Here is a 13,515-nt window from a genome sequence, read left to right as displayed (position 1 = left end):
TCCATCTCAGCGCATCAGGACGATCTCTTCCGCGCTCGTCGGATGGATCGCGACGGTGTCGCGCAGATCGTCGAGCGTCACGCCTTTGCGGATCGCGACCGCGAAGCCCTGCAGGATTTCATCGGCGCCTTCGCCCAGGAGGTGCAGGCCCACGACTCGGCGTTCCGCGCCCACGCAGACGAGCTTGAACAGGCTCCGCAGCGGCGAGTCCGCGAGCGCGTGCAGCATCGGGCGAAAGCCCGCGCGCGCCACGTGCACGTCGTCGCCGAACTGCGCGCGCGCCTGCGCTTCGGTCAGCCCGATCGTGCCGAGGGGTGGATGGGAGAACACCACGGTGGGCACGAGGTCGAGTGCGAGCGGTGGCACCTCGCGGGCGCCGAAGACGCGGTCCATGAGCCGGCGCGCGGTCGCGATCGCCACAGGCGTCAGCGCGATATCCGGAGTGACATCGCCGACGGCGTACACGCCGGGCACGACGGTGCGGTGACCCGCGTCGACCGGGATCTGGCCGCGTGCATTGACCTGCAGTCCCGCCTGCTCGAGGCCGAGCCCCGCGGCGTTCGGCCGCCGGCCCGTTGCAAATAGCACGCGGTCGAACACGGCACGATCGAGCGCGGGCGACGTCACCGTTCGCACCCCGCCTTTGGCCTGCTCGAGCGCCTGCACTTGCGTATCGAAGTGCAGCTGGATGCCGAGGTGGCGGTAGTCCTCCGCGAGTTGCGTCGCGAGCTCGACGTCGAAATGGTCGAGGAGGCGCGGTCCGCGAACGAGCAGGTCCACCCGGCATCCAAGCATCTGCAGCACGCCGGCGAGTTCGACCGCGATGTAGCCCCCGCCGACCACCGCCACGCGTTCGGGCGGCTGCGTCCAGCGGAAGAAATCGTCCGAGGTCCCGCCGAGTTCCGCACCCGGCAGTGGCGGCACGAACGGGCGGCCTCCCGTCGCGATCAGGATATGCGGGGCGCTGATGCGGACGCCGTCGTCGCCTTCGACGCAGTCCGGCGCGACGAACTGGCCGCGGACGGGAAGCACCGTAATGCCGGCCCCGTCCAGACGGCGGCGGTAGCTCGCGTGGATGTTCTCGACATAACGCTGCCGGTGCGCGATGAACGCGGGCCAGTCGAGCGCGCCGCCGGTGGTAGCGAACCCCAGCGTGCCGGCCTGGCGCAGGCGCCCCGCGAGTTCCGCAGCCAGCCACATGGCTTTTTTCGGCACGCAGCCCGCGTTGACACAGGTGCCGCCGAGCGCATCCGGCTCGAGCAGGGCCACGCGCGCCCCGTATTCGGCCGCACGGAATGCGCCGGCGAGACCGCCGGACCCTCCACCGATCACGATGAGGTCGAAATCGTGCGCCACGTGTCCTCCTTGTACTGGATGCCGCCTGCTCGCCCGGTGTGAAACCGGGCTGCGCGGCGCTATCGGTCAGCGTGCATCCCACGGTGTCGACGCTGCGCGTTCGTTGCAGGACCTGGGCGCTCCGACGCTTGCTGCCGGTCGGCGTCGAAGTGCGCTTGGCACGCGGCGCGCCGCGGACGTCGATTGTTGGGGGCCGTCGCAGCGGCGGTCCGCCCAGCGACGCGGGAGGCGAAGGACTGCGCTTGCGCCGTAAGCGACTGCACGCAACGAAGACAGCGGCGCTCCGCAGGCTCGGATGTTGGCGCGCTCCGATTGGACCGAACCGCGGCGACGGTCAGCCGGGCCGGTCGGAATCGCAGTCAACGCATTGATCGGTGGCCCACCGGCGGTGGACCGCGGATTCGATCGTCGCGACGCGGCCCAGCCCGGCCCGGCGGCACGCCGCTCCGTCAGACGAAGCGCGACGGCCGGTACGGCGTCGGATCGATCGCGGGCGCGCGTCCAAGCATGAGGTCCGCCAGCAGCTGCCCGGTGCCGGCGCTCATGCCGACGCCCATCATTCCGTGTCCCGTGGCGAGCCACAGGTGCTCGTGGCCGGGCGCGAGGCCGATGATCGGCACGTCGTCGCAACTCATCGGGCGCCATCCAAACCAGCGTTCACGCACTTCGGGGCCCACCGGCTCATGCAGATATTCGGCCGCGCCGCGTTCGAGCGCGCCGAGTCGGCGTTCGTTGAGCGTGTCGTCGAAGCCGGAGAACTCCATCGTGCTGCCGAGCCGGAACCCGCTGCCCCACGCGGTCACGCAGACCGAGCGCTCGCGTAGCACCAACGGCCGCTTGGGCACGAGGGATGGGGTTGAATAGGTGATCGAGTAACCCTTGCCCGGCTGCATCGCGTGTCGCAGCCACCGCTGCCCGAGCGCGACCGCCAGCCGCGGCGACCAGGCGCCGGTCGCGATCACGGCATCGCGCGCGCGCAGCACGCCGTGTGGGGTGCGCAGACTTACGTCGCCGCCGTTCGCGTCGATTGATTCGAGCGCGCAGTGCTCGTCGATGACAACGCCGCGCGCGCGCAGCGTGTCGGCCAGCGCCGCGATGTACCGGTCCGGACGCAGCGCTGCGTCGCCCGAAAACCGGATCGCACCCGCGACGCCGGGTTTCATCGCCGGCTCCTGCGCCTCATAGGTAGCCCCGTCGATGAGCTCGACGCCGATGCCGAGCTCACCCAGCAGCGGAAGTTCGCGCTGGCCGTGCTCGAAACGACGCGGATCGCGGAACACGTAGTCTTCGCCGGACTCGACGAACTCGCAGTCGAGCCCGTGCCGGGCGATCCACTCCTGCAGCCGGGCGCGCGAGTCGTTGAGCAGCGCCGACTTCGCGCGTGCGCTCGCTTCCCAGTCCCGTGCATTGCAGCGCGCCGCGAAGCGATACAACCAGCGCCAGAGCACCGGGTCGATCCGCGGGCGGATGTACAGCGGCGAGTCCGGCGACCGCATCATCTGCAGCGCCGTCGCAACCATGCCGGGCGCTGCGAGCGGCGGCGCGTGGCTCGGCGTGATCGTGCCGCAGTTGCCGTGCGAGCTGCCGCCGCCGACGCGGCCGGCGTCGATCACACGCACGCGGCGGCCGCCTTCGACAAGCGCCAGCGCGGTGCACAAGCCGATCACTCCGGCGCCGACGACGACCGCATCTTCGCGTGCTTCCATGCGCGCAGTTTACGGTGCGGCCGCGGTCTCCACGCGCGTGCGCGCCTGGCCGCCGTACGTCCATGCACGCCACAGGTGCTCCATCGGCCCGTGGCGATGACGAGCAAGCCAGGCGTGGCTCAACAGCACCTGCAGTGCGAAGACAACGATCACGAAGACCGGCTGCCAAGCGCGCGGCAGCTGCTCGAAGTAACCCAGCCCGTAACCCGAGAACACGAGCATGGCGATCACGGATTGCATGAGGTAGTTCGTCAGAGCCATGCGGCCGGCCGGTGCAAGCCACGCCAGCGCACGCCCGGTGGCCGGCGACTGCAGGCCGCGCATGACCCACGCCGCATAGCCGAGGCACATCAGCAGGTTCGCGACGGCATGCAGCCCGTATGCGACCGACATGCGCATGTCCATGCGGTCCGCCGCCATCGTCGGCTCCAGCCACCACGACAGCAGCATCAGTGCGAGCCCGACCGGCAGCGCCACCCAGCGCAGCGCGCCGAACAGGCGCGGGAACTCCGCCGGCCGCGCGATTGCGCCGCCGCGCACGAACCATGCGCCGAGCACGAACATGCCGAGCACGTGCCAGCCGAACATCAGCAGGTAGCCCATCATCGTCAGCGTGTCCTCGACGCGCTGCGCGACCGCAGCGAAATAGTCGCTGCCGCCGAACGCAAGCCGCTGCGCCTCGATCGTTGCTGCCGTGCCGGCGGCCTGAGCCTCGATGCCCTTCTGGAATTCGACGGCCGCGTCCGGGCTGGCCTGCATCATCGAGCCCATCAGACCGAACAGCAGCATCAGCCCGACCGGAAGGAGGTACAGCGCCGTCGACCACCGCGGCAGCGAACGCACCGACTTCCTGCGGAACATCAGCAGCAGCGGTAGCGAGATCAGCGCGTAGCTCACGAGCACGTCGCCCGACCAGATCAGGATCGAATGCAGCAGGCCGATCACCAACAAGCCCAGCGTGCGCCGCAGGTACAGGCGCCTGAACGGCCGATCCGCCTGCTCGGCGCGCTGCATCATCACGGCAAAGCCCATGCCGAACAGCAGCGAGAACAGGGTGTAGAACTTGCCCTGCACGAGGATGTGGATCACGGCGTCGACGGTGTAGTCGGCCCCTCGCAGCGCCGGGTCGGTGCCCATGACCCCGGCCATCAGCGGGCCGACCATCGCTTCGATGTTCATCAGGAAGATGCCGAGCAGCGCGAAGCCGCGCAGCACGTCCATCGCCTCGATTCGCTCGTTCCTTGAGATCGGCTGCAGCACCGTCGCAGTCCCCATGATCCGCCCTCCCTGAAAGCGCGCAGCATGCCCCGCACCCGCGCCCGCGTCTGCATGCCGGACGTCATCCACGGCGACGCGCTCCGCAGCGGGTCCAGGCGGCCGGACCCCGAAACGCAAACGGCCCGCCGAAGCGGGCCGTCGCGGGCACTGAACCGGGTGGGGATCAGTGGTGGTGGCCGCCTTCGCCGTGCACGTGACCGTGCTCGATTTCCTCGGCGCTCGCCTCGCGGACTTCGACGATCTCGATCGCGAAGTGCAGGTCCTTGCCGGCCATCGGGTGATTCAGGTCGACGTCGACCACGCTCATGCCGACCTTCTGGATCGTCACCGCGCGCGGGCCGAAGTTGGTGTTGAGGATGACCTGCATGCCGGCCTTCAGCGGCTGGCCTTCGAAATGCTTCTTCGGGATGCGCTGGGTCAGGCCTTCGCGCAGTTCGCCGTAGGCCTCGGCGGCCGGCACGTCGACTTCGAACTTGTCGCCCGCCGACTTGCCTTCCATCGCCTTCTCGAGGCCCGGGATGATGTTGCCGTGGCCGAAGAGGATCGCGAGCGGTTCGCGGCCTTCCGAGCTCTCGAGCGACTCCTGGCCCTGCTCGGAGACGGTGTAGTGGAAGCGGACGACGCTATCTTTTTCGATGTTCATGGCTCGGGCTCGGCTGGCGGCCAGAGGCCGCAATGAAACCGGCGGGAAATCGCCGGACTGGAACCACGGTCGTATTGTCGAGCCACGTTCGACCCGCCAAGCTGTCGGCCGTGACGAAGGCCGCGCATTATCCGGACAAGCCCCGCCCGATGCCAGTTTGCTCCTCCAGACACACCGCCCCAGCGGCGCTCGCGGTCCTGATCCTCGCGCTTGCAGGCTGCGGCGGCCCGCGTCAGGCCGCGCGTCCGGCCGCCCCGCCCCAGCGCGACTGGCCGGTGGTCGCCCCCGCCGACCCCGCCCGCGCGAATGCCGTGCTGATCCGCGCGCTCGGACTCGTCGGCACACCGTACCGCTACGGCGGCAGCCGGCCCGAGGACGGGTTCGACTGCAGCGGCCTGGTGAACTACGTCTACCGCGACATCCTCGACCTGCGGCTGCCCCGCAGCGCCCGAGCTCTCGCCGGCTGGCCGGGGCCGAAGGTCGACTCAGTGCGACTGGCGGCCGCGGACCTCGTGTTTTTCGCCCATGGCGACGGTGTCGATCACGTGGGCATCTACGTCGGCCAAGGCCGGTTCGTCCATGCACCGAGCAGCGGCGGCGCCGTTCGCATGGACCACCTCGACGGCGCGTACTGGCGCAGCCGCTATGCCGGATCCAAACGTGTCCTGCGCTGAATGAATGCGCGACGGCAGCAGCGGATGAGCTGATCTGGGACACCGGTCCGCCGGTTTCACGAATCTCTAACGAAATCTGAACCCCCTCGGATGCTTGAGCGGGCATGATCGCCGGCCATTCTGGTGATGACCGCGTGACGATGCATCCCAAAAGCACCGCCAATGCCGCCAATCCCCGTCGTCGCTTCGCGTTGACCTGGGTCCTCGCTGCATCGTTGGCCGCCCTTCCGTGGGTGGCCTCTGCAGCACCTGCCGTCGACCCTGCCGAAGTTGCCCCCGCGGCGTCCGCGGGCACCGAAGCGCCCGCTGCGGCGCGGGTCCGCCCGCCGATGCTGACCCTGCCCGATCGCGCCCTCGTGCTGGCAAGCGACCTCAACCGCCTGCTGAAGCCCGGCGCTGGCGACGCGAAAGCCGAAGGCGGCATGCGCGACGTGCTGCAGCGTGCAATGGCCCTGCTCGGCACGCCGTACCGCTGGGGCGGCAGTTCGCCCGACAGCGGCTTCGATTGCAGCGGCCTGGTTGGCTACGTGTTCCGCAACGCCCTCGGTATCGAGCTGCCGCGCGTCTCGCGCGAGATGGCGAAAGCCGGCGAACCGGTCGCTGACCGCGCGTCGCTGACCGCGGGCGATTTGGTGTTCTTCAGCCGCCGCGGCGACGAGGTTGACCATGTCGGCATCTATGTCGGCGAAGGCCGCTTCGTCCATGCGCCGCGCACGGGTCGCGACGTGACGGTTTCTAACCTCGACACCGGCTACTGGAGCGAGAAGTTCCTGCAGGCGCGCCGGGTCCAGGGCGGCTAACGCCGCTGCGTCCACCGATTTCGACGACGCGTTCGATGACGCCGCCCCCGGGCGGCGTTTTCGTTTCCGCAGGCCGGGTCAGGCGTCCGCACCGGGCTCGCGGAACCGTCGGATCGTCTGCTCGATGTCTTGCCCGAGCGCCATTACCTTCCGCGCGTACTCGGTGAGCCGGAGGTCGTGCGCGGTCTCCGGCGTCCAGCCCGGCACCGGGCATGGTGTGGCTGCCTCCTGATCCATCGCGACGAACACGATCACGCAATGCGTGCACAGCCGCTCCTCGCCGCCCATTGGGTCGCGCGCGGTGACCTCGACTGCGAAGTGCATGCTGCTCGTGCCGGTGTGCACGAGCGTGGCAGTGACCGAGACGATGTCGCCGATGTGCACGGGCGCGAGGAAGCGGATGCCGGCCACGGCCACCGTGACGCAGTAACGCCCGCTCCAGCCCACGGCCGCCGCGTAGCCCGCCTGGTCGATCCACTTCATGACCGTGCCGCCGTGCACCTTGCCGCCGAAGTTCACGTCGGTCGGTTCGGCGAGGAACCGCATCGTCAGTTCGCGCTGCTTGCCGCTCATTGCTTTCCGATCGTTGACACTGGGCGCCCGATCCTCGCATTCGCGGTGTCGACGCCGCGCCGCGCTGGCCGCGGGGCCACTAATTGCGGACACTGCGGCGCCCTGCCCCGGTCCTGACGCCGATGCTCCGTTCGTTGTTCCTGTCGTACGCGTTGCTGGTCGCGACGCCCGTGCTCGCCGCATCGCCCGCCCTGCTCCCGGCGCAGGCCGGCATCGAGACCCGTGATTCCTGGCGGCGGCCGATCGAGCCTTTCCGGATCGCCGAGCGCAGCTGGTACGTCGGCACGGAAGGGCTCGCCGCGGTGCTGATTCGGACCGATGCCGGTGCGGTGCTGATCGACGGCGGGCTGCCGCAGGCGGCGGGCCACGTGCTGGAGCAGCTGCGCAAGCTCGGCGTCGGGCCGGGTGAACTGAAGTGGATCGTCTTCAGCCACGCGCATTTCGACCACGCAGGCCCGGTAGCCGAGATCGCGCGGGCCACCGGTGCGCAAATCGCAGCCAACGCCGAATCGGCTGCGCTGCTCGCGCGCGGCGGCAGCGACGACGTCCACTTCGGCGATCGGCTGCTGTTCCCGCCGGCGCAGGCCGACCGCCTGCTGCTCGACGGCGAGTCGATCGAGCTCGGCGACCTGCGCCTGACGATGCACGCCACGCCGGGCCACACGCCAGGCAGCCAGAGCTGGACCTGGACCGACACGGTCGACGGCCGCCCGACGCGCATCGCCTATGCCGACAGCCTCAGCGCGCCGGATTACCGGCTGATCGACCACGCGCGTTACCCCCGCATCGTCGAGGACTACCGCCGGGGTTTCGCCGCCGTGCGCGCGCTGCCGTGCGACCTGCTGCTGACGCCGCACCCCGAAGCCAGCGGCTGGGCGACGGCCGATGCGGCGAATCGCCACCCGCGCCCGGAGCGCTGCGCTGCGTATGCCGACGGCGCCGAGAAGCGCTTCGACGCGCAGCTCGAGACGCAACGCGCCAGTGGGCAGCCAGGCGCGCGCTGATGCCGTACACCCCGATTGTCGCCACGCTCGGCTACGTGCTTTCGCCCGATCGCACGCAGGTGCTGCTCGTGCATCGCAACGCGCGGCCCGACGATGCGCACCTGGGCAAGTACAACGGCCTCGGCGGCAAGCTCGAGGCCGACGAGGACGTGCTGGCCGGCATGCGCCGGGAAATCCTCGAAGAAGCCGGCATCGACTGCACTGCGCTGTCGCTGCGGGGCACGATCAGCTGGCCCGGCTTCGGCAAGCACGGCGAGGACTGGCTCGGCTTCGTGTTCCTGATCACCGCGTTCGAGGGCGAGCCTTACACATCCAACCCCGAAGGCACGCTCGAATGGGTGCCGATTGCCCGGCTGCACGAATTTCCGATGTGGGAAGGCGACCGCGAGTTCCTGCCGCTGGTCTTCGATGACGATGCGCGCGCATTCCATGGCGTGATGCCGTACCGCGACGGCCGCATGGTGTCGTGGCGGTACTCCCGCGCCTGAGCGATGCGTCGCAGCGCCGCGACACTCGCGGCCGTCACCGCAGGCTGGGGCTGATCCGATACGAGTGGCGGTTCAGGGCGCCGCGCTTGCGTCGATCGCGACCGCACCGCGGCCGTTTTCTTGTCGGAACTCGAAGCGGTAGACCAGGCTCACCGGTTGGCGCACGGCGAGCGTGTCGGCGCAGCCCGGGCCGTCGCGGCGTTTCGTCGCCTCATCGGCGAACACACACTTGAATGCCGGATCGAAGCGCCAGGCATTGACGGCCTCGACCGCGGCGGCATCGAACGCGGCATCCGCTGCCGCGGTGCAGCCGGCACGATCGCGAAGGGGCCGCGCAAACATGACCCGCCCGTCGCCATCGACGGCCACGTGCACGCACACGGTCTGCGGCGGCAGCTGCTGCGCGAGCAACGCGCCCGGATACGCCGGCAGCGCATTCGAGGGCTCCGGCAGCGCTTCGTGGAACGCCTCGTTAGACGCGAGGGCGAGGCGCGGCTGCCCGACGTCGGCGTGGGTGATGTCCTCCGCGCCGACCCGGCCGTCGCGCACCTCCGCCGGCGCGGTCGCGACCGGCTGCCGCGATGCGCAGCCCCCGATCACGGCAGCGACGGCCGCGACGGCAAGGGGAAGGAAGAACGGGCGTGACGTCATGTCGATCGAGCTCCGGGAGGGTGGGACGTGTCTCAGGTCCGCAGATCGCGCTCGCTTCGCGCGACCGGCAACGGCAGTTCGGCCGAATCGTGCTTGCGAAGGCCAACATTGCTGGACGCCGTGTCGTAGACGGCGCGGTCGAGCAGTCCAGTCTCCTTCGCGACCAGCACGGGAATGACCATCTGCCCGGTCACGTTCGTCATCGTGCGCATCATGTCGAGCACGCGATCGATCGCGATGAGATAGCCGACAGCCTGCAGCGGCAGTCCGGCCGCCGAGAGGACCAGCGTGACCATGATCGTGGCGGTGCCCGGTACGCCCGCGGTGCCGAAGCTGCCGAGCACCGATGCAAGCAGGATGAGGAAATACTGCGACGCGTCGAGCTGCAGGCCCGCGTACTGCGCGACGAACATCGCCGCCAGCGCAGGATAGATCGCGCCGCAGGCGTCCATCTTGATGCTCGCGCCGAGCGGCACTGCAAACGCGGCGTAGTTGCGATCGACGCCCAGGTTGCGGGTGACCGATTGGATGGCCACCGGCAGCGAGGCAAAGCTCGACGAGCTCGCGAACGCGACCTCCATGCCGGGCGCGGCGCCCCTAAAAAACCGGATTGGATTGAGCCCGTGCGCCGCGAGCAGGCCGCCGTAGACGAAGACGATGTGCATCGCGCACGCGAGGTACAGCGCGATGACGAACGTGCCGAGCGGCAGCAGCTTTTCAAAGCCGTACGCACCGACGAGCGCGGCGATGAGCCCGAACGTCCCGATCGGCGTGAGCTCGAGCACGAAACGCGTGATCTGGATCATCACTTCGTTCGCCTCGCCCGCAAGGCGGCGCAGCTCCGGGGTGCGCTCGCCGAGCTTCACGAGCGCAAAGCCGATGAGCGCGGCGAGGAACAGCGCCTGCAGGATCGTGGCCGTCGGCACCAATCGCATCGCGCCGTCCGCATCCGCCGCGGGCATCGCGCCACCGAGGGCCTGGAACGGGTTGGTCGGCACGATGTCGAGCACCACCTGGACCGGCGACGGCACGTCGCGCGGTTGGAAGTCCGCGGCGCCCGCGAGCCCCTCGAGGCCGCGTCCGGGTTGCATCGCCCAGCCGACGAACAGCCCCACGCCGACGGCGAGCGTCGCGGTCACCGCAAACCACGCAAACGTGCGCCCCCCGAGTGCGACGAGCGAGCGCTGCCCGTGCAGTGACGCGACCGCGTTGATGACCGCGAAGAACACCAACGGCACGGCGATCATCTTGATGAGGTTGACGTACAAGGTGCCCAGCGGGCCGAGGAAGCGCTCGGCGTCCGGACCGAGCAGCCAGCCTGCGAGCGCGCCCAGAACGAAGCCGGCAAGCACACGCTGCCAGAACGGGAACTTGAACCACGCCGCGGCGGCACGGGACATCAGGGACATGGGAGCACCTCGCGATGAACGGCCACGATAGCCGAGCTTGCCGGGGCGGGCGACACCGCCGGCGCGTGCCCACTGTTCCAATCGGGTCGACGCTCGCCCGGCATAATCGCGGGCTTGCCGCCGATCAGGTCCCGTCGATGACCCGTCCCCTCCTCTGCCTCGTGCCCGCTCTGCTCGCGACCGCCTGTGCCTCGCGCGATCCGCGCATGGACGCGAGCGGCGCGTCGTCGATGCACGGCGTACGCGTCGCTGTGCCGGCGATCGAGCGCCCGTCCGGCGAGACCGCAGCGTGGTGGTATCGCAGCGGCGCGTCCGAGGCCGCCGCGCGAGGCGCGATGGCCGGTCGTGCGAAGAACGTCATTCTGTTTGTCGGCGACGGCATGAGCCTCACCACGGTCGCGGCCGCACGCATCCTCGAGGGCCAACGGCGCGGCGGCGCCGGTGAAGACAACCGCCTGGCCTGGGAGGATTTCCCGGCGACGGCGCTGAGCCGCACCTACAACACCGATTCGCAGACCCCCGATTCGGCCGGCACGATGACGGCGATGGCCTCGGGCGTGAAGACGCGTGCGGGCGTGATCGGCATCCACCAGGCCGCCGCACGCGGCGACTGTGCGGACGCGCTCGCCGCCCCCGTGGCGTCGCTGTGGCAACTCGCCGAGCAGCACGGTCTGGCGACCGGCGTCGTCACCACTACGAAGGTCACCCACGCCACGCCCGCGGCGACGTTCGCGCACAGCGCCGACCGCAACTGGGAAGACGACGCGGAGATGTCCGAACCCGCAAAGGCCGCCGGCTGCACCGACATCGCACGGCAGTTCGTCGAAAGCCCGCTCACGCCCGACGTGCTGCTCGGCGGCGGCCGCGGCCAGTTCCTGCCGGCCACCGAACCCGACCCCGAACACGCGGACAAGGTCGGCCAGCGCCTCGACGGCCGCAATCTCGTCGAGCAGTGGAAGCAGCGCCATCCCGCCGGCACGTTCGTGTGGAACCTGCAGCAGCTGCAGCAGGCGCCCGCGCAGGGCCCGCTGCTGGGCCTGTTCGAGCCCGGCCACATGAACTTCGAGCACGACCGCCCCCGCGACATCGCCGGCGAGCCCTCACTCGCGGAGATGACCCGCGCGGCGATCGAGCGCCTCCACAACGACCCGGACGGCTATGTGCTGCTCGTCGAAGGCGGCCGCATCGACCACGCGCACCACGACGGCAACGCCTACCGCGCACTCACCGACACGATCGCGTTCAGCGACGCGGTCCGCGCCGCGACCGAGATGACCTCGGCCGACGACACGTTGATCATCGTCACCGCCGACCACGCGCACACGCTGACGTTTGCGGGGTATCCCGTCCGCGGCAACCCGATTCTCGGCAAGGTCCGCGGCAGCAGCGGCGAAGGCAGCGACGCCGACGACTACGCGCGCGACGCGACCGGGCTGCCGTACACCACGCTCGGCTATGCGAACGGCCCCGGCTACACCGGAGCGACCACGCAGCAGCCTGAAGGCCCGAAGCGGTGGCCGCACCACGCGAGCGAGGTGCAGCCGGCGACCGGCCGCCCCGATCTCAGCGAGGTCGACACCGCGGCGCCCGACTTCCTGCAGGAGGCGACCGTGCCGACGCGGGCGGAATCGCACGGCGGCGACGACGTCGGCATCTGGGCGCGCGGCCCGGGCAGCGCAGCCGTCCGCGGCAGCGTCGAGCAAAACACGATCCACCACTTCATGCTGCAGTCGCTGCCAGCCCTGCGCGCCAAGCTCTGCGCCGCGGGCGGTTGCGATGCGAACGGCGTGCCGGTGGAACTGCCGCAGGTTGTGAATCCGCCCAAGCGCTGAGCGCGGCGTACTTTCAGACCGGCGCGGCGCGGGCGATGTGCGCGCCCGACCCGGGCGCCGGCTGCGCGAATCAGGCTTCGAGGGCCATTGCGCCGTAGTAGAAATAGACCAGCTCGGCCTCGTCGTGCACGCCCGCGCCCCACAGCGGCAGGTTGCGGCTCGCGAACGAGCTGTCCGCAAGTTCCACGATCTCCGCGCGTACGTGCACCGCGTAACCGGCCCAGCGGGCTTCGGCCTCGAGCGCGTCGAGCAACTCGCGCGCGGTGAATGGCCGCTCCTCGAGCGCGAATGCCTCGCCCATGCCTTCCGGCACCAGGAAGAATCCGTCGCCGTCGACGTGGTAGCTGGCCGCGTACATCACGGAAATGTCGCTGCCGGGGCCGTCCACGTAGGTGGCGACGCCCACGCGCCAGCGGGCCGCGTCCGGGAACTGTTCGAATGCGGCTTTGATGTCGTCGATGACGTCGGAGACGTGCATTCCAGGGGTCGACATGGCTACGGTCTCCGGCACGTCAGAACGGCTTTGCGAGCACGAGCCAGACGATCGCCACGAGCACGAGCACCGGCACCTCGTTGAACCAGCGCAGCGCGCGCGCCGACGGCAGCGGCCGCCCGGCGTCCGCGCCTTTCAGCCAGCGACCGCTCACGATGAAGTAGACGACCAGGCCGACGACGAGCGCGAGCTTCGCATGCAGCCACCCGCCGGCAATGCCGAAATGCATCCAAAGCGCGAAGCCCAGGATCACCGCAACACCGAGCATGACGTGTCCAAAGCGGTACAACCTGCGCCCCATCAGCACCAGCCGCGCGCGCACCGGCGCAGCGTCACCCGCCTCGACGATGTTCACCAGGATGCGCGGCAGGTAGAACACGGCCGCCATCCAGGCGACCACGAACACGATGTGCAGGGTTTTCGTCCAGACGTAGGCGTTCACGGCAGCTCGGTATCGGTCGGAATGGCCGCTAGGATGCCATGCAGCGGATGGAGGTCCGCTCCGGGCGCGCTGTTCCCGGGATCTGGCGTGCAGGGTCGTCGCGTATCGCCTCGGCCCGGCATCGTTTGCGCCTTCGCGCCGCTGCGCGGCAGACCTGTCATGGGGC

At 69.8% G+C, this 13,515-nt stretch carries 14 protein-coding genes; 5 read left to right on the top strand and 9 right to left on the bottom strand.

What is annotated here, in order from left to right; genetic code table 11:
• Window positions 1-6: 6 nt before the first annotated feature.
• The 4 genes from gorA to IE075_RS00450 form a co-directional block, all read right to left on the bottom strand.
• Window positions 7-1,356, bottom strand: coding sequence for a glutathione-disulfide reductase (gene gorA / locus IE075_RS00465; protein ID WP_189452262.1), 1,350 nt, complete (start codon window positions 1,354-1,356; stop codon window positions 7-9).
• A 449-nt stretch (window positions 1,357-1,805) separates the two neighbouring features.
• A complete protein-coding gene (locus IE075_RS00460; RefSeq protein WP_189452260.1) occupies window positions 1,806-3,062 on the bottom strand; it encodes an NAD(P)/FAD-dependent oxidoreductase in 1,257 nt (418 codons plus the stop codon).
• A 9-nt stretch (window positions 3,063-3,071) separates the two neighbouring features.
• Complete coding sequence (locus IE075_RS00455; protein ID WP_189452258.1) at window positions 3,072-4,337, bottom strand: DUF418 domain-containing protein; 1,266 nt, start codon at window positions 4,335-4,337, stop codon at window positions 3,072-3,074.
• A gap of 166 nt (window positions 4,338-4,503) precedes the next feature.
• Window positions 4,504-4,983, bottom strand: coding sequence for an FKBP-type peptidyl-prolyl cis-trans isomerase (locus IE075_RS00450; RefSeq protein ID WP_189452255.1), 480 nt, complete (start codon window positions 4,981-4,983; stop codon window positions 4,504-4,506).
• A gap of 149 nt (window positions 4,984-5,132) precedes the next feature.
• Between IE075_RS00450 and IE075_RS00445 the strand changes: the two genes are divergently transcribed.
• On the top strand, window positions 5,133-5,657 hold the full coding sequence (locus IE075_RS00445; protein WP_189452253.1) for a C40 family peptidase: 525 nt from the start codon (window positions 5,133-5,135) through the stop codon (window positions 5,655-5,657).
• Window positions 5,658-5,797: 140 nt separating this feature from the next.
• Complete coding sequence (locus tag IE075_RS00440; RefSeq protein WP_189454681.1) at window positions 5,798-6,457, top strand: C40 family peptidase; 660 nt, start codon at window positions 5,798-5,800, stop codon at window positions 6,455-6,457.
• Between the two features lie 78 nt (window positions 6,458-6,535).
• Here IE075_RS00440 and IE075_RS00435 read toward each other — a convergent pair whose 3' ends face one another.
• Complete coding sequence (locus IE075_RS00435; RefSeq protein ID WP_189452251.1) at window positions 6,536-7,030, bottom strand: acyl-CoA thioesterase; 495 nt, start codon at window positions 7,028-7,030, stop codon at window positions 6,536-6,538.
• 122 nt (window positions 7,031-7,152) lie between these two features.
• Between IE075_RS00435 and bla the strand changes: the two genes are divergently transcribed.
• Together bla and IE075_RS00425 are read left to right on the top strand one after the other, a co-directional pair.
• Complete coding sequence (gene bla, locus IE075_RS00430) at window positions 7,153-8,034, top strand: subclass B3 metallo-beta-lactamase (RefSeq protein ID WP_189452249.1); 882 nt, start codon at window positions 7,153-7,155, stop codon at window positions 8,032-8,034.
• Window positions 8,034-8,522 (top strand): NUDIX hydrolase, encoded by a 489-nt coding sequence (locus tag IE075_RS00425; RefSeq protein WP_189452247.1) that lies wholly within the window; start codon window positions 8,034-8,036, stop codon window positions 8,520-8,522. The genes bla and IE075_RS00425 overlap by 1 nt, the downstream gene beginning before the upstream one ends.
• Window positions 8,523-8,594: 72 nt before the next feature.
• Here the strand turns inward: IE075_RS00425 and IE075_RS00420 are convergent, their stop codons facing one another.
• Window positions 8,595-9,173, bottom strand: coding sequence for a hypothetical protein (locus IE075_RS00420; RefSeq protein WP_189452245.1), 579 nt, complete (start codon window positions 9,171-9,173; stop codon window positions 8,595-8,597).
• A gap of 32 nt (window positions 9,174-9,205) precedes the next feature.
• Window positions 9,206-10,582 (bottom strand): dicarboxylate/amino acid:cation symporter, encoded by a 1,377-nt coding sequence (locus tag IE075_RS00415; protein WP_189452243.1) that lies wholly within the window; start codon window positions 10,580-10,582, stop codon window positions 9,206-9,208.
• Between the two features lie 137 nt (window positions 10,583-10,719).
• On the opposite strand from IE075_RS00415, the gene IE075_RS00410 reads away from it, so the two are divergent.
• Window positions 10,720-12,414: an alkaline phosphatase gene (locus IE075_RS00410; RefSeq protein ID WP_189452241.1), complete on the top strand. Its 1,695-nt coding sequence runs from the start codon at window positions 10,720-10,722 to the stop codon at window positions 12,412-12,414.
• 70 nt (window positions 12,415-12,484) lie between these two features.
• On the opposite strand, the gene IE075_RS00405 is transcribed toward IE075_RS00410, so the two are convergent.
• Both IE075_RS00405 and IE075_RS00400 read right to left on the bottom strand, forming a co-directional pair.
• Complete coding sequence (locus IE075_RS00405; RefSeq protein WP_189452239.1) at window positions 12,485-12,907, bottom strand: hypothetical protein; 423 nt, start codon at window positions 12,905-12,907, stop codon at window positions 12,485-12,487.
• Window positions 12,908-12,926: 19 nt separating this feature from the next.
• Entirely contained in the window at window positions 12,927-13,349 is a 423-nt protein-coding gene (locus tag IE075_RS00400; RefSeq protein WP_189452236.1) for a CopD family protein, read from the bottom strand.
• Window positions 13,350-13,515 lie beyond the last annotated feature (166 nt).

Source organism: Cognatilysobacter bugurensis (assembly GCF_014652095.1).
Taxonomy (GTDB): Bacteria; Pseudomonadota; Gammaproteobacteria; order Xanthomonadales; family Xanthomonadaceae; genus Cognatilysobacter; species Cognatilysobacter bugurensis.
This window is presented reverse-complemented; position numbering and strand designations above follow the sequence as displayed.

Excerpts from the sequence above, each read along its gene's own strand:
- IE075_RS00460 (WP_189452260.1), bottom strand. The coding sequence starts at position 3,062 with ATGGAAGCACGCGAAGATGCGGTCGTCGTCGGCGCCGGAGTGATCGGC.
- IE075_RS00455 (WP_189452258.1), bottom strand. The coding sequence starts at position 4,337 with ATGGGGACTGCGACGGTGCTGCAGCCGATCTCAAGGAACGAGCGAATC.
- IE075_RS00450 (WP_189452255.1), bottom strand. The coding sequence starts at position 4,983 with ATGAACATCGAAAAAGATAGCGTCGTCCGCTTCCACTACACCGTCTCC.
- IE075_RS00445 (WP_189452253.1), top strand. The coding sequence starts at position 5,133 with ATGCCAGTTTGCTCCTCCAGACACACCGCCCCAGCGGCGCTCGCGGTC.
- IE075_RS00440 (WP_189454681.1), top strand. The coding sequence starts at position 5,798 with ATGCATCCCAAAAGCACCGCCAATGCCGCCAATCCCCGTCGTCGCTTC.
- IE075_RS00435 (WP_189452251.1), bottom strand. The coding sequence starts at position 7,030 with ATGAGCGGCAAGCAGCGCGAACTGACGATGCGGTTCCTCGCCGAACCG.
- bla (WP_189452249.1), top strand. The coding sequence starts at position 7,153 with ATGCTCCGTTCGTTGTTCCTGTCGTACGCGTTGCTGGTCGCGACGCCC.
- IE075_RS00425 (WP_189452247.1), top strand. The coding sequence starts at position 8,034 with ATGCCGTACACCCCGATTGTCGCCACGCTCGGCTACGTGCTTTCGCCC.
- IE075_RS00420 (WP_189452245.1), bottom strand. The coding sequence starts at position 9,173 with ATGACGTCACGCCCGTTCTTCCTTCCCCTTGCCGTCGCGGCCGTCGCT.
- IE075_RS00415 (WP_189452243.1), bottom strand. The coding sequence starts at position 10,582 with ATGTCCCTGATGTCCCGTGCCGCCGCGGCGTGGTTCAAGTTCCCGTTC.
- IE075_RS00410 (WP_189452241.1), top strand. The coding sequence starts at position 10,720 with ATGACCCGTCCCCTCCTCTGCCTCGTGCCCGCTCTGCTCGCGACCGCC.
- IE075_RS00405 (WP_189452239.1), bottom strand. The coding sequence starts at position 12,907 with ATGTCGACCCCTGGAATGCACGTCTCCGACGTCATCGACGACATCAAA.